The organism is Sulfuritortus calidifontis (assembly GCF_003967275.1).
In the GTDB taxonomy this organism is placed as follows: domain Bacteria; phylum Pseudomonadota; class Gammaproteobacteria; order Burkholderiales; family Thiobacillaceae; genus Sulfuritortus; species Sulfuritortus calidifontis.
The window spans coordinates 1933397-1947691 of record NZ_AP018721.1 but is presented as its reverse complement, the minus strand read 5'-3'; the positions used below and the strand labels follow the sequence as shown (position 1 = coordinate 1947691).

At 66.6% G+C, this 14295-nt stretch carries 21 protein-coding genes; 19 read left to right on the top strand and 2 right to left on the bottom strand.

Translation table 11 applies throughout. The features are described from left to right. Positions 1-2: 2 nt before the first annotated feature. From EL388_RS09940 to EL388_RS09865, 16 genes are all read left to right on the top strand, one after another. Entirely contained in the window at positions 3-989 is a 987-nt protein-coding gene (locus tag EL388_RS09940; protein ID WP_126463065.1) for a KpsF/GutQ family sugar-phosphate isomerase, read from the top strand. Beyond that, positions 986-1516, top strand: a complete 531-nt coding sequence (locus tag EL388_RS09935; RefSeq protein ID WP_126463063.1) for a KdsC family phosphatase — start codon at positions 986-988, stop codon at positions 1514-1516. The genes EL388_RS09940 and EL388_RS09935 overlap by 4 nt, the downstream gene beginning before the upstream one ends. Further along, positions 1513-2088, top strand: coding sequence for an LPS export ABC transporter periplasmic protein LptC (lptC, locus tag EL388_RS09930; RefSeq protein WP_126463061.1), 576 nt, complete (start codon positions 1513-1515; stop codon positions 2086-2088). Before EL388_RS09935 ends, lptC begins: the two co-directional genes overlap by 4 nt. Further along, positions 2072-2638: a lipopolysaccharide transport periplasmic protein LptA gene (gene lptA, locus EL388_RS09925; protein ID WP_126463059.1), complete on the top strand. Its 567-nt coding sequence runs from the start codon at positions 2072-2074 to the stop codon at positions 2636-2638. The genes lptC and lptA overlap by 17 nt, the downstream gene beginning before the upstream one ends. After that, complete coding sequence (gene lptB / locus EL388_RS09920) at positions 2635-3357, top strand: LPS export ABC transporter ATP-binding protein (RefSeq protein WP_126463057.1); 723 nt, start codon at positions 2635-2637, stop codon at positions 3355-3357. Before lptA ends, lptB begins: the two co-directional genes overlap by 4 nt. A 39-nt stretch (positions 3358-3396) precedes the next feature. Beyond that, the gene (locus tag EL388_RS09915; protein WP_126463054.1) at positions 3397-4800 is read left to right on the top strand and encodes an RNA polymerase factor sigma-54; all 1404 of its coding nucleotides are present in this window, start codon (positions 3397-3399) and stop codon (positions 4798-4800) included. A 58-nt stretch (positions 4801-4858) separates the two neighbouring features. Continuing rightward, the gene (gene ptsN / locus EL388_RS09910) at positions 4859-5314 is read left to right on the top strand and encodes a PTS IIA-like nitrogen regulatory protein PtsN (protein WP_126463052.1); all 456 of its coding nucleotides are present in this window, start codon (positions 4859-4861) and stop codon (positions 5312-5314) included. Next, positions 5302-6252, top strand: coding sequence for an HPr(Ser) kinase/phosphatase (gene hprK / locus EL388_RS09905; RefSeq protein WP_126463050.1), 951 nt, complete (start codon positions 5302-5304; stop codon positions 6250-6252). The genes ptsN and hprK overlap by 13 nt, the downstream gene beginning before the upstream one ends. Beyond that, a complete protein-coding gene (rapZ, locus tag EL388_RS09900) occupies positions 6253-7086 on the top strand; it encodes an RNase adapter RapZ (RefSeq protein ID WP_126463049.1) in 834 nt (277 codons plus the stop codon). It begins immediately after the preceding gene. A gap of 53 nt (positions 7087-7139) precedes the next feature. After that, on the top strand, positions 7140-7526 hold the full coding sequence (locus tag EL388_RS09895) for a NusG domain II-containing protein (protein ID WP_232019113.1): 387 nt from the start codon (positions 7140-7142) through the stop codon (positions 7524-7526). Continuing rightward, complete coding sequence (locus EL388_RS09890; RefSeq protein WP_126463045.1) at positions 7507-8049, top strand: Gx transporter family protein; 543 nt, start codon at positions 7507-7509, stop codon at positions 8047-8049. Before EL388_RS09895 ends, EL388_RS09890 begins: the two co-directional genes overlap by 20 nt. Beyond that, positions 8046-8666 (top strand): flavin prenyltransferase UbiX, encoded by a 621-nt coding sequence (locus EL388_RS09885; protein ID WP_126463043.1) that lies wholly within the window; start codon positions 8046-8048, stop codon positions 8664-8666. Before EL388_RS09890 ends, EL388_RS09885 begins: the two co-directional genes overlap by 4 nt. Further along, the gene (locus tag EL388_RS09880) at positions 8666-9247 is read left to right on the top strand and encodes an LON peptidase substrate-binding domain-containing protein (protein ID WP_126463041.1); all 582 of its coding nucleotides are present in this window, start codon (positions 8666-8668) and stop codon (positions 9245-9247) included. Before EL388_RS09885 ends, EL388_RS09880 begins: the two co-directional genes overlap by 1 nt. A 9-nt stretch (positions 9248-9256) precedes the next feature. After that, entirely contained in the window at positions 9257-9817 is a 561-nt protein-coding gene (locus tag EL388_RS09875; protein ID WP_126463039.1) for a pyridoxamine 5'-phosphate oxidase family protein, read from the top strand. A gap of 63 nt (positions 9818-9880) precedes the next feature. Then, a complete protein-coding gene (gene coq7, locus EL388_RS09870) occupies positions 9881-10510 on the top strand; it encodes a 2-polyprenyl-3-methyl-6-methoxy-1,4-benzoquinone monooxygenase (RefSeq protein ID WP_172599395.1) in 630 nt (209 codons plus the stop codon). Positions 10511-10512: 2 nt separating this feature from the next. Continuing rightward, complete coding sequence (locus tag EL388_RS09865) at positions 10513-10824, top strand: DUF2322 family protein (protein WP_126463037.1); 312 nt, start codon at positions 10513-10515, stop codon at positions 10822-10824. On the opposite strand, the gene EL388_RS09860 is transcribed toward EL388_RS09865, so the two are convergent. Both EL388_RS09860 and EL388_RS09855 read right to left on the bottom strand, forming a co-directional pair. Continuing rightward, entirely contained in the window at positions 10812-11246 is a 435-nt protein-coding gene (locus EL388_RS09860; RefSeq protein ID WP_126463035.1) for an OsmC family protein, read from the bottom strand. The two genes, EL388_RS09865 and EL388_RS09860, sit on opposite strands and share 13 nt — an antisense overlap. 10 nt (positions 11247-11256) lie before the next feature. Continuing rightward, on the bottom strand, positions 11257-12000 hold the full coding sequence (locus EL388_RS09855; protein ID WP_126463033.1) for a YdcF family protein: 744 nt from the start codon (positions 11998-12000) through the stop codon (positions 11257-11259). A gap of 106 nt (positions 12001-12106) precedes the next feature. Here EL388_RS09855 and rplM point away from each other — a divergent pair, with 106 nt between their 5' ends. From rplM to argC, 3 genes are all read left to right on the top strand, one after another. Further along, the gene (rplM, locus tag EL388_RS09850; protein ID WP_126463031.1) at positions 12107-12535 is read left to right on the top strand and encodes a 50S ribosomal protein L13; all 429 of its coding nucleotides are present in this window, start codon (positions 12107-12109) and stop codon (positions 12533-12535) included. A 10-nt stretch (positions 12536-12545) separates the two neighbouring features. After that, positions 12546-12938, top strand: a complete 393-nt coding sequence (gene rpsI, locus EL388_RS09845) for a 30S ribosomal protein S9 (RefSeq protein ID WP_126463029.1) — start codon at positions 12546-12548, stop codon at positions 12936-12938. 242 nt (positions 12939-13180) lie between these two features. Then, complete coding sequence (argC, locus tag EL388_RS09840) at positions 13181-14209, top strand: N-acetyl-gamma-glutamyl-phosphate reductase (RefSeq protein WP_126463027.1); 1029 nt, start codon at positions 13181-13183, stop codon at positions 14207-14209. The last annotated feature ends 86 nt before the right edge of the window (positions 14210-14295 follow it).

Here is a 14295-nt window from a genome sequence, read left to right as displayed (position 1 = left end):
TTATGACATCGCCAGCCAATACTTCAGAACAGATCCTCGCGATCGCCCGCCGCACCCTGGAAATCGAGGCCTCGGCCGTCACCGCCCTGGGTGCCCGGCTCGATGGTGCCTTCGTCTCCGCGGTGCAGATGATCCTGGATTGCCGTGGCCGCGTGGTGGTCAGCGGCATGGGCAAGTCCGGCCACATCGGCAGCAAGATCGCCGCTTCGCTCGCCAGTACCGGCACCCCGGCCTTCTTCGTCCATCCGGCCGAGGCCAGTCACGGCGACCTGGGCATGATCACCGGCGACGATGTGGTGATCGCCCTGTCCAATTCCGGCGAGAGCGCGGAGCTGGTGGCCATCGTGCCCCTGATCAAGCGGCGCGGCGCCAAGCTGATCGGCATGACCGGCAATCCCGCTTCGACCCTGGGCCGCGAAGCCGACCTGCACCTGGATGCCAGCGTGGCGACCGAGGCCTGCCCGCACAATCTGGCGCCGACCGCCAGCACCACCGCGGCCCTGGCCCTGGGCGACGCCTTGGTGGTGGCGCTGCTCTCGGCCCGTGGCTTCACCGCCGAGGATTTTGCCCGCACCCACCCGGGCGGCTCGCTCGGCCGGCGCCTGCTGGTCCATGTCCGTGACCTCATGCACAGCGGCGAGGCCCTGCCGGTGGTGCCGCCGACCGCGAGCCTGAAGGAGGCGTTGCTGGAGATGACCCGCAAGGGCCTGGGCATGACCGCCGTGGTCGACGCCGACGGCCGCCTGGCCGGCGTGTTCACCGACGGCGACCTGCGCCGTTGCCTCGACCGCGGCCTGGACCTGCAGGGCAGCGGCATCGCCGAGCTGATGACGCGCAATCCCTTCACCGTGGCGCAGGACGCCCTGGCCGCCGAGGCCGTGCGCCTTATGGAGGAGCGCAAGATCAACGGTGTGCTCGCGGTCGATGGCGAGGGCCGTTTGGTCGGCGCCTTGAACATGCACGATTTATTGAGGGCCGGGGTGGTATGAGCGAGCAGGAACTCATCGAGCGGGCCCAGCAGATCAAGATGCTGATCTTCGACGTCGACGGCGTGCTCACCGACGGCAGCCTGTTCTACGGCGACGACGGTCAGGAATACAAGGCCTTCCATTCCCGCGACGGCCATGGCATCAAGATGCTCAAGGCCTCCGGGGTCGAGGCGGGCATCCTCACCGGCCGCACCTCCAACGTCGTGTTGCATCGGGCCAAGAACCTCGGCATCACCCACATCTTCCAGGGCGCCGACGACAAGCTGGCCGTCTATGAGCGGCTGCTCGCCCAGACCGGGCTCAAGCCGGAGGAGACCGGCTACATGGGCGATGATCTGGTCGACCTGCCGGTGCTCAAGCGTTGCGGCCTGGCCTTTAGCGTGCCCGAGGCGCATGAACTGGTGGCCGGCCAGGTGCATTACATCACCCGGGCCCATGCCGGACGCGGTGCCGCCCGCGAGGTGTGCGAACTGATCATGCGCGCCCAGGGCACCTGGGCGGCGCAGATGGCGCACTACGACCGATGACCGGCCAGCGCCTGGTCGCTTGGACCCCTCTGGTTGTGGCCGCCGTGCTGGCGGCGTTGACCTTCTGGCTCGACCGGGTGGTCCAGGTGGTGCAATTCGTCGACAGCCGGGGCTTCGGCCACGACCCGGACTACATCATCGAGAACTTCAAGGCGACCGCCTTCGACATGAAGGGTCAGCCGCGACACCAGCTCGAGGCCCGGCGCATGACCCATTACATGGACGACGACACCACCCGATTGGACAGCCCCCTGTTCACCCAGGTCGCGGCCGGTCGGCCGCCGGTCAGCGTGCGCTCGCAGCGCGCCCTGGTCACGCCCGACGGCGATCACATCTATTTCCTCGACGACGTCCACATGGTGCGGGCGGCGACCTCCGGGCGCGGGCCGGTGGAATTGACCACGCAGTATCTGCACGTCACGCCCGACGCCCACCGCATGCAGACCGACCGCGCGGTGACGGTGCGCCAGGCCGGCTCGAATATCCAGGCCGGATCCATGGTGGCCGAGGGCGAGGATCCGATCATCCGCTTCGGCGGGAAAGTGAGAAGCGTCTATGAAAAACGCGGCTGAGCGCATTGTTTCCCTGTGTCTGTGCGGTGCGCTGGCCCTGCTGGCCGCGCTGCCGGCGCGGGCGGAGAAGGCGGACCGGGACAAGCCAGTCCATGTCGAATCGGACACCCTGAAGGTGGACGACGCCAAGCAGACGGCGGTCTACGAGGGTAACGTGGTGCTGACCCAGGGCACGCTGCTGCTCACCGCCGACCGGCTCGACGTCCGCCAGGACGAGCAGGGCTTCACCTCGGGCGAGGCCCACGGCCTGACCAAGCCGGTTTATTTTCGCCAGAAGCAGGAGGCGCGCGACCAGTATGTCGAGGGTGTGGGCAAGCGCATCGATTACGATGCGGTCACCGACATCGTCAAGCTGATCGGCAATGCCCGACTCAAGCGCGGCGACGAGGAGGTGCGCGGCAATCTGATCATCTACGACGCCAAGGCCGAGACCTATCGCGCGGTCGGCAATGAGCCGACCAGCGGCCCGGGCCGGGTGCGCGCGGTGATCAAGCCCAAGCGCAAGGAGGCCGGCACCGCTCCGGCCCAGCCGGTGGGGGCCAAGCCATGAGCTGCCTGCGGGCAGAGGGTCTGCGCAAGCGCTACAAGTCACGCGAGGTCGTGCGCGACGTCTCGTTCGAGGTGAACAGCGGCGAGGTGGTGGGCCTGCTCGGTCCCAACGGCGCCGGCAAGACCACCTGCTTCTACATGGTGGTCGGCCTGGTCCGGGCCGACGGCGGCAGGATCGCGCTGGATGATGCCGAACTGACCCACCTGCCGGTCTACCAGCGCGCCCGCAAGGGCCTGAGCTACCTGCCGCAGGAGGCCTCGATCTTCCGCAAGCTCACGGTGGCCGACAACATCGCCGCCGTGCTCGAGCTGCGCGGCTATGACGAAGGTCGGGTGCGCGAGCACCTGGAATACCTGCTGGAAGACCTGCATATCACCCATCTGCGCGATGCCCAGGCAGTTAGCCTGTCGGGCGGCGAGCGCCGGCGGGTGGAGATCGCCCGCGCCCTGGCCCTGCAGCCGCGCTTCATCCTGCTCGACGAGCCCTTCGCCGGTATCGACCCGATCTCGGTGCTCGACATCCAGAAGATCATCCGCTTCCTCACCGAGCGCGAGATCGGCGTGCTGATCACCGACCACAACGTGCGCGAGACCCTGGGCATCTGCGACCGGGCCTACATCATCAACGAGGGTTGCGTCCTGGCCGCCGGTGGCCCGGACGAGATCATTTATAATGACGAGGTCAGGAAGGTCTACCTCGGTGAACACTTCCGCCTCTAATTCGCGCACGATTCTTTCCTTCTCGAGACGGCTTCAGCCGTGAAGCAAAGCCTTCAACTCCGACTCAACCAGCAGCTTACGCTGACGCCGCAATTGCAGCAGTCGATCCGCCTGCTGCAGCTGTCGACGCTGGAATTGCAACAGGAAATCAGCCAGGCTTTGCAGGACAACCCCATGCTGGAGCGGGCCGATGTCAGCGAGGGGGAGGGCGGTGATTACGAGACCACGGAGCCTGCGCCGGAGTCGGGTGGTCTGGAGTCGGAAGAGGTCTATGCCGAATTGGCCTGGGGCGACCGCAGCGTGGCTGGGCCCGGCAGCGGCGAGGACGACGACGAACTCGGTTTTCAGCAGCCCGATGCCAGCCAGGCCGGCCTGCGCCAGCACCTACTCGACCAGCTCTCGCTCACGCCCGTCGCCGAGCGCGACCGCCGGCTGGTCGCCCTGCTGATCGATGCCCTCGACGAGGACGGCTACCTCACCGTCAGCCTGGAAGAACTGGCCGAGATGCTGCCCGAGGACGCGGAATATGACCTGGTCGAACTCGAAGCGGCGCTGAAACTGCTGCAAAGCTTCGATCCGGTCGGGGTCGGCGCCCGCGACCTGGCCGAATGCCTGTGCCTGCAACTGGCCACCCTGCCGCCGGAGACCCCCTGGCTGGCCGAGGCCAGGCGCTTGGCGCGCGAAGGCCTGAAGATGCTGGCCGAACACGAATACGGCAAGCTGAAGAAATGGCTGGGCATTGCCCTCGATGCCGACTTCCAGGCGGTGCGGGCGTTGATCACTGGCCTGAACCCGCGGCCGGGCGCCCGCTACGCCGAGGTCAGCGCGCAATACGTGGTGCCCGACGTGCTGGTGCGCAAGCTGCGCGGCCAGTGGCAGGCCAGCCTCAATCCGGCCGCCATGCCCAAGCTGCGCATCAACGAGATGTACGCCGGCATTCTGCGCCAGAACCGCGCCGGCGGCAGCCTGCAGACCCAGCTGCAGGAGGCGCGCTGGCTGATCAAGAACGTGCAGCAGCGGTTCGAGACCATCCTGCGCGTGGCCCAGGCCATCGTCGAGCGCCAGCGCCTGTTCTTCGAGCATGGGCCGACCGCCATGCGGCCCCTGGTGCTGCGCGAGATCGCCGAGCAGCTCGACCTGCACGAATCGACGGTCTCGCGGGTGACCAGCCAGAAATACATGCTCACCCCGCGTGGCCTGTTCGAATTCAAGTATTTCTTCTGCAGCTCGCTGGGCACGGAAGAGGGCGGCGCCACCTCCAGCACGGCGATCAAGGCCTTGATCAAACAGGCGATCGAGGCGGAGAATCGCGGCCAGCCGCTGTCCGACAGTGCCATATCGACTATGCTGGGTAAGCAGGGTTATGTTGTCGCCCGCCGCACCGTTGCCAAATATCGCGAACAGATGCAAATTCCGCCGGCCAACCAGCGCAAGTCGATATGACCGTCATTTTTCGTTTGCTTGAACCCTTGTTCTGCCGCCCGCCCTGCCAGAGGTGACCATGAACCTGATCAGCCCTTTACTGAAACCGGAAAACGTCCTGGCCGGCCTTGAGGCAGGTAGCCGCAAGCGCCTGTTCGAGGAGGCGGGCCGTCTGTTCCAGATCAGCTACGGGGTGCCGGCGAACGAGGTATTCGAGAGCCTGCAGTCTCGTGAGAAGCTGGGCTCGACCGCTTTGGGTTACGGCATCGCCATTCCCCATGGCCGGATCAAGGGTTTGAAGGACACCGCCTGCGCCTTCATCCGCCTGAAGGCGCCGATCGACTTCGACGCCCCGGACGGCATGCCGGTCGACCTGGTCTTCGTCCTGCTGGCCCCGGCGGCGGCCACCGACCTGCACCTACAGATACTGGGCGAGCTGGCGCAGATGTTCAGCGAGAAGACCATGCGCGATCAGTTGCGTGCCGCGCCGGATGCCGCCGCCCTGCACCGCCTGGTCAGTGAATGGACAGCCTGAGCCCGTTCATCACCGTCGATCAACTGTACGAGCTGGCCCGGGAGCAGGTGCCGCTCGACTGGGTTGCCGGCCGCGCGGGTGGTGGGCGCAAACTGACCTCGGACTCGGTGGAGAAATCCGCCTTCGCCCTGATCGGCTATTTCAACCTGGTCCATCCCAATCGCATCCAGATCCTCGGCAATGCCGAGATGGGCTATTTGCGCAGCCTGCCGACCGACGGCCAGGCGCTGGCGATCAACAACCTGCTTGCCAGCGAACTGGCGGTGGTGGTGGTGGCCAACGGCGAGCAACCGCCGCCGACCCTGCTGAGCATGGCCGAGGAGCGGCAGATTCCGGTCTTCGTCTCCCCGGAGTCGAGCACCTACCTGATGCGCATCCTGTCGCATGTGATCAGCCAGGCCCTGGCCGTCTCGGTCACCCTGCACGGCGTCTTCCTCGAGGTCGCCGGTCTCGGCGTGCTGATCACCGGCGCCGCCGCCACCGGCAAGAGCGAACTGGCGCTGGAACTGATCAGCCGCGGCCACCGCCTGGTGGCCGACGACATCCTCGAGGTTTATGCCGTCTCCCCCGACACCCTGGAGGGCCGCTGCCCGGAACTGCTGCGCGGCTTCATGGAGGTGCGCGGCCTGGGCGTGCTCGATATCCGTCGGCTGTTTGGCGAGGCGGCGGTCAAATTCAAGAAGAACCTCAAACTCATCGTCCATCTCACCCCGGCCGAGCAATGGCAGGACGTCGACCGCCTGGCCATCCAGTCCGGCAGCGAGACCATCCTCGGCGTGGAAATCCCCAAGGTGAGCATCCCCCTGGCGGTGGGCCGCAACCTGGCGGTGCTGGTCGAGGTGGCGGTGCGCAACCACATCCTCCGCCAGCACGGCATCAACAGCACCGAGGAATTCGTCAATCTCCAGCACCAGGCCATGCAGGGCGGAGAGGGCTGAGTGCGTCTGGTCGTCATCACCGGCTTGTCCGGCTCCGGCAAGAGCGTCGCACTCAAGGTGCTGGAGGATGCCGGCTTCTATTGCATCGACAATCTGCCGGCCATGCTGCTGCCGGAAGTGGTAGGCTACCTGGAGCAGCAGGGCTGCCAGGACGCCGCGGTCAGCATCGACGCCCGCAGCGGCGACTGCCTGGAGCGTCTGCCCGAGCAATTGGACCGGCTGCAGGCGCGGCTCGACCTGCGCGTGCTGTTCCTCGATGCCACCGACAGCGAACTGGTCCGGCGTTTTTCCGAGACCCGGCGCCGGCATCCCTTGAGCACCGGTGAGCGCTCGCTGGAGGAATGCATCCGCGAGGAACGGGAATTGCTGGCCAGGCTGGCGGCCCTGTCGCATCGGCTCGATACCAGCGAGCTCACGGCCAACGCCCTGCGTGCCTGGGTGAAGGACTGGCTGAACCTGGGCGGCGCCAACTTCACCTTGGTCTTCGAGTCGTTCGGCTTCAAGCATGGCATTCCGCTCGACGCCGATCTGGTGTTCGATGTCCGCTGTCTGCCCAATCCGCATTACGACCCCGAGCTGCGTCCCTTCACCGGCAAGGATGCGCCGGTGATCGACTTCCTTCAGGCCCAGCCCGAGGTGGGCGCCATGCTGGCCGACATCCGGGCCTATCTGGAGAAGTGGCTGCCGGCCTATATCCGCGACAACCGCGCCTATTTCACCGTGGCCCTGGGCTGTACTGGCGGCCAGCACCGCTCGGTCTATTTCGCCGAGACCCTGGCCGAGCATTTCCGCGCCAGCCAGCAGGTGCTGGTGCGGCATCGGGGGTTGGCCTGAAAATGCGGTTTCGGCATAGACCAAGCGGCCTTTCGGCGCAGGCTAATGCCGGCGTGGCCGGCGTTAAGCGCAGCGGCCGTAGCCAAGTGGCGCAATGGATTTATCCGGGCGATTGGCTGCTGCTGGCCGGTGGTTTCGCCTTGGTGGCGGGGCTGGCCCTGCACGCCCCGGCGCCGGCCGATCGGGTGCTGATCAAGCAGGCCGGCCGCACCTTTGCCGAGGCCAGCCTGCGCCTGAACCGGATCATCGCCGTGCCGGGCCCGCTGGGCACGACCGAGGTGGAGATTCGCGACGGCCGGGTACGGGTCAAGGCCGACCCCGGCCCGCGCCAGTTGTGCGTCAATCAAGGCTGGCTCAAGGCGGGCGAGGCGGCGATCTGCCTGCCCAACCGGGTGAGCGTGGAGCTGGGCAGGGCGGCCTATGACAGCCTCAATTATTGAACTGAAGGCCAGCCTCGAGGACCGCCGCATCGCCGCGTTGGCGGCGGCCGGCATCGGCCTCACCCTGGCCGAGGCGGCCATCCCGCTGCCCATCCCCGGCATCAAGCCGGGCCTGGCCAACATCGTCACCCTGCTGGTGCTCTATCGCTATGGCTGGCGGCTGGCGGCCTGGGTCTCGCTCCTGCGCATCGTTGCCGGCGCCCTGTTCCTCGGCACCTTTCTCACGCCCACCTTCGCCTTGAGCCTGGCCGGCGGCCTGGCCAGTCTGGCCGTGCTCGCCCTCGCCGCGCGCCTGCCCCCGGCCTGGTTCGGCCCGGTCGGCCTGTCGCTGCTGGCGGCCTTCGGTCACATCGGCACGCAGCTGCTGCTGGTCGATGTCTGGCTGATGCCGGGTGTGAGCCTGATCGGCCTGCTGCCGCTGTTTCTCGGCGCGGCCTGGTTGACCGGCCTGATCAACGGCCTCATCGTTGCCCGCATGATGCCAATGTCGCCAATCGAATACCGCCGGGAGTCGACAGCATGAGTCACAAGCGTATCGCCCTGGCCTGGACCGGCGCCTCGGGCATGGCCTATGGCCTGCGTCTGCTCGAATGCCTGTTGCGGGCCGGTTGCCGGGTGGAACTGCTGGTTTCGTCGGCGGCGCGCATCGTCGCCCGGCAGGAACTCGATCTCGTGCTGCCCAGCGACACGGCCGAACTCGCTGCCCAGTTGAGCGCACGCTTCGCCGGCCACGCGGGCGAGCTGGTCGCCTATGGCAAGGAGGAGTGGTTTGCCCCGCTCGCCTCCGGCTCGAACCCGGCCGACGCCATGATCGTCTGCCCCTGCACCATGGGCACGCTGGCGGCCATCGCCCAGGGCCTGGCCGACAACCTGATCGAGCGCGCGGCCGATGTGATGCTGAAAGAGAAGCGGCCCTTGATCCTGGTGCCGCGCGAGACGCCGTTCTCGCTCATCCATCTGCGCAACATGACCCGGCTGGCCGAGGCCGGCGCCACCCTGCTACCGGCCAATCCCGGCTTCTATCATCGGCCGGCTTCGGTCGAAGCGGTGGTCGACTTCGTCGTCGCCCGGGTGCTGGATCAGGCCGGCGTGCCGCACAGCTTGATGCAACGCTGGGGCGAGCCCGGCGCGGAAGGCTGATGGAACTGCCGCTGTTCCCGCTCAACACCGTGTTGCTGCCCGGCGGCCGTCTGCGGCTCAAGGTGTTCGAGCCGCGCTATCTCGATCTGGTCAGCGCCTGCCTGCGCAGCGGCGAGCCCTTCGGCATCTGCCTCATCCAGTCCGGCGCCGAGGTGGGCGAACTGGCCCAGCCCGAGCCGGTCGGCACCTTGGCCCATATCCGCACGGCCGACATGAACACGCCCGGCGTGTTCGAGATCGAGGTCGAGGGCGGCGGCCGCTATCGCATCCTTTCGACCCGGGCCGGCCCCAACCGCCTGCTGATCGGCGAAGTCGAGCTCAAGCCGCCGGAATCGACCGCGCCGGTGCCCGTGCACTGCGCGCCCTGTCTGCGTCTGCTGCAACGCCTGGCCGAGGAGCTGCCCAAGTTCGGCCTGCATCCGGTACGCGACGAGGTGGCCTGGGTCGGCCATCGCCTGGTCGAACTGCTGCCGTTCGAGATGCCGGCGCGCCAGGCCCTGCTCGAACTCGACGACCCGGTGCGCCGGCTGGAGATCATCGTCGAGTTCGTGCGCGAGCAGGGCTGGAGCGAAGAGGGCTAGAGGGGCGGCGTGGCGAAGTTCTACGAACAACTGACACCGGAGCTGACCGGATTCATCGCGCGGCAGAAGATTTTTTTCGTCGCCACGGCGCCGCATGCCGGCCGGGTCAATGTCTCGCCCAAGGGCCTGGACAGCCTGCGCGTGCTGGGGCCGAAGCAGGTGGCCTATCTCGATCTTTCCGGCAGCGGCGCCGAGACCGCGGCGCACATCCGCGAGAACGGCCGCTTGACCTTGATGTTCTGCGCCTTCGAGGGCGAGCCCCTGATCCTGCGCCTGTATGGCCAGGGCGAGATCGTGCGGCCCGAGCTGCCGGCCTGGGCCGGACTGAAGGCGTCGTTTCCCGATTTCCCCGGCATGCGCCAGATCATCCTGCTCCACGTCGATTCGGTGCAGACTTCCTGCGGTGCCGGCGTGCCGCTGTTCGTCTATGCCGGCGAGCGCGACCAGTTGTTGGAATGGGCCCGGAAGAAGGGCGCGGCGGGCATGCGCGAATACCGCCGGCAGAAGAACCGCCTGAGTATCGACGGCCTGCCGACTGGCTTGGGCGACGACGAGCCCGACGCCGTATAATTGATTCACGCGTTGATGCGGACACCTTGCGGTGCCGCATAACGCGCAAATTGAGGTGCCACCATGTTGCCGATTCCAGACAATCTCATCATCCAGTTCGACAAGGCCCTGCGCACGGTCTTCGCCCCGGCCCACAGCCGCCGGCCGCATCCCGATGCCAATGTGCCCGAGGCCGAACTGAGCGAGGCCGAGAAGCGTCACGCCGCGGGTCTGATGCGGGTCAACCACAGCGGCGAGGTGTGTGCCCAGGCGCTGTATCAGGGCCAGGCCCTGACCGCGCGCGACCCCGAGGTGCAACAGGCCCTGCAGGCGGCGAGCGAGGAGGAGACCGAACATCTGGCCTGGTGCGAGCGCCGGCTGGAGGAGCTGGGCAGCCGCAAGAGCCTGCTCAATCCGCTCTGGTATGCCGGCTCCTTCACCCTCGGCGCCATCGCCGGTGCCCTGGGCGACAAGTGGAACCTGGGCTTTCTGGCCGAGACCGAGCGCCAGGTCGAGGGCCACCTCAATGGCCATCTGGAGAAACTGCCCGAACAGGATGCCAAGAGCCGGGCCATCGTCGAGCAGATGAAGGCGGACGAGGTGAAGCACGCCGAGACCGCCATCGCCCACGGCGGCGCGCCGCTGCCGCTGCCGGTGAAGCTGGCGATGCGGGCGACATCCAAGATTCTCACCCACACCGCATACCGAGTTTGACCATGGCCTTCGCAGAAAACCTGGCAGCGCTGCCTTCCGCCGATCATCTGGCGCGAATCGAGCTGACCGCACCCAGCGGCATCAAGGAAGTGATTGAGAACAAGCCGGGCAGCGCCGGCTCGGTGCGGGTCTATGCCTATCTGGCGGCCAAGTACGGCGAGATCAATGCCGCCGCGGCGGAGGAGGGCTTGGTTTTGTATGCCGAGCACACGGAGGACGCCCGCGTCCATCCCGGCAAGCACGCCAACATCGACCGCCTGCTGCGGGTGGCGGCCGGCGGCAGCGGCTACGCCGTGCAGCTCTATTCGGCCTGAGCCGCGCCTTCCTCGACGATTTCGAAGTCGTGGGTCACCTCGGCGGTCTTCGCCAGCATGATGGTGGCCGAGCAGTATTTCTCCGCCGACAGCTTGATCGCCCGTTCCACCGTTTCGGCCTTGAGATTGCGGCCGCGCACGATGAAGTGCATGTTGATCCGGGTGAACACCTTGGGGTGATCGTCGGCGCGGTCGGCCTGGAGCACCACCTCGCAGCCGGTCACGTCCTGCCGGCTCTTCTTCAGGATCATCACCACGTCGACCGAGGTGCAGCCGCCGGCGCCCAGGAGCAGCATCTCCATCGGCCGCGGGCCCAGGTTGCGGCCGCCGATGTCGGGCGCGCCGTCCATCACCACGGCGTGGCCGCTGCCGGTCTCGCCCATGAAGCAGACGTCTTCGATCCATTTCACGCGGGTTTTCATGTGCTCTCCTTCAGTTTCGTATGCGGTACCAGACGAGGCCGATGGCCTCGTGCAGGGCGATGTAGCTGTTCTTCAGACCGCGGATATCGGGCAGGAAATCCAGCGGGGTGCTCAGCTCCAGCCCGGCATAGCCGGTGCCGGCCGGCACCACCGTCAGGCCGGCCCGTTCGAACACCGGCACGGCGCGCGGCAGGTGCCAGGCCTGGCTGACCAGATAGATGCGGCGGATGCCGGCCTTTTCCAGCAATTCGGCCGAGTATTCGGCATTTTCCCGGGTGTTGCGCGAGCGGCCCTCGACCCAGGCGCCGGGCAGGCCGAAATCGGCAGCCAGCGCCTCGGCCATGATCCCGGCCTCAGGCCGGCCGCCCTTGGGCGCGCCGCCGGTGACCAGGAGGGGCTTGCCGGTCTGCCGGGCCAGGTGAGCACCATAACGAAGCCGCTCCAGCGTGGCCTGGCTGGGCCGGTCGCCGCCGTATTCCGGGGCAGGGTCGCTGCCGCCGCCCAGGATGACGATGGCCTCGGCCTCGTCGCCCCGGATCGGCTGATACGGTGTCTGCAAGGCCGCCAGCAGCCGGTCGCCGACCCAGGGCGTGGCCAGCAGCCAGAGGCCGGCGAAGGCCGCCAGCATCAGGCCGCGGCCCAGGCGGGGCCGGCGCCGGGCCAGCCAAAAGCCGGCCGCCGCCAGGAGCAGCAGGTTGAGCGGGGGCAGCAGCAGCCCCGCGATCAGGTTGGTGACCAGCCAGGCGGTATCCATGCCCGGCATTATCCGGGTATTGCCCCATAGGTAAATCGGGTTTGACAGGGCTTTGAAATATTGAATACAATCCGCGTCTTTCCGCGTTTGACCCTTGGAAAACAACATGAAAACCTTTTCTGCCAAGCCGCTCGAAGTCGTGCACGACTGGTACGTCGTGGACGCCAACGACAAGGTGCTCGGTCGCCTGGCGAGCGAGATCGCCCGTCGTCTGCGCGGCAAGCACAAGGCCATTTACACCCCGCACGTGGACACCGGCGACTTCATCGTCGTGGTCAATGCCGACAAGATCCGCGTGACCGGTAACAAGGCCCTGGACAAGATGTATTACCGCCACTCCGGTTACCCCGGTGGCCTGTACGAGACCAACTTCAAGGACATGCAGGCCAAGCATCCCGGCCGTGCCCTGGAGAAGGCCGTGAAGGGCATGCTGCCCAAGGGCCCGCTGGGCTACGCCATGATCAAGAAGCTGAAGGTCTATGCCGGCGGCGAGCATCCCCATGCCGCCCAGCAGCCCAAGGCTCTGGAAATTTAAGGATTAAGTCATGATCGGTGACTACTACTACGGCACTGGGCGTCGCAAGAGCTCCGTCGCTCGCGTCTTCATCAAGGCTGGCAAGGGCCAGATCGTCGTCAACGGCAAGCCTGTCGACCAGTACTTCGCCCGCGAAACCGGCCGCATGGTCGTGCGCCAGCCCCTGGTGCTGACCGAGAAGGAAGGCACCTTCGACATCATGGTCAACGTCGCCGGCGGCGGCGAGTCCGGCCAGGCCGGTGCGGTGCGCCACGGCATCACCCGCGCCCTGATCGAATTCGACCCCAGCCTGAAGACCGCGCTCAAGCATGCCGGTCTGGTCACCCGCGACGCCCGTGAGGTCGAGCGTAAGAAGGTCGGTCTGCACAAGGCCCGCCGGCGCAAGCAGTTCTCCAAGCGCTAATCGGCTGTATCCCGCAAAAAGCCGCCTCATGGGCGGCTTTTTGCATTTCCGGGGGGTATCATCCTAATCCGTCATTCCCGGCGCGGTGCGCAGCGCCGCTGATCGGGAATCCAGAGAAAATAACTGGATTCTCGCTTTCGCACCCGCTAGGGGCAGGCCGTGGTTGTAAGCCGCTAAAGCAGCAACAACCACGCTCCGGGAATGACGACATAGTGAATCTGCGATATTGGAAAGGTAGACACATGATCAAGGCAGGCATCGTCGGCGGCACCGGCTACACGGGCGTGGAGCTGCTCCGCTTGTTGGCCCAGCACCCCGAGGTCGAGCTGGCGGCCATCACCTCGCGCAAGGAGGCCGGCATGCCGGTGGCCGAGATGTTCCCGTCGTTGCGCGGCCGGGTGAGCCTGGCCTTCACCACGCCGGAAGAGGCGCCGCTGAAGTCGTGCGACGTGGTCTTTTTCGCCACGCCCAACGGCATCGCCATGCAGCAGACCCGCGAGTTGCTCGAGGCCGGGGTCAAGGTCATCGACCTGGCCGCCGACTTCCGGATCAAGGACGTGGCCGAGTGGTCCAAGTGGTACGGCATGGAGCACGCCTGTCCCGAACTGGTGGCCGAGGCCGTCTATGGCCTGCCCGAGATCAACCGCGCGGCCATCAAGCAGGCCCGCCTGATCGCCAACCCCGGCTGTTACCCCACCGCTGTGCAGCTGGGTTTCCTGCCCCTGGTCGAGGCCGGCGTCATCGACACTAGCGGTCTGGTGGCCGACTGCAAGTCCGGTGTCTCCGGCGCCGGGCGCAAGGCCGAGACCCACATCCTCTATGCCGAGGCCACCGACAGCTTCAAGGCCTATGCCGTGGCCGGCCACCGTCACCTGCCGGAGATCCGCCAGGGGCTCGCCCGCATGGCCGGCCATGACGTCGGCCTCACCTTCGTGCCCCACCTCACGCCCATGATCCGCGGCATCCACGCCACGCTCTATGGCAAGCTGAAAAAAGACGTCGACCTGCAGGCTCTGTATGAGAAGCGTTACGCCGGCGAGTACTTCGTCGACGTCATGCCGCCCAAGTCGCACCCCGAGACCCGCTCGGTGCGCGCGATCAACACCTGCCGCATCGCCGTGCACCGCCCGCAGGGCGGCGACACCGTGGTCGTGCTCTCGGTGATCGACAACCTGGTCAAGGGCGCCGCCGGCCAGGCCGTGCAGAACATGAACCTCCTGTTCGACCTGCCGGAGCAGATGGGCTTGACCCAAATCGCCGTTTCGCCTTGAAGTTTGGGCGGATGAACCCATATTCCGGGCATGGTTGACGGGAACTTTTCCGGCCCCAATAATGCCCAAGCTGAACTTTTTTATAG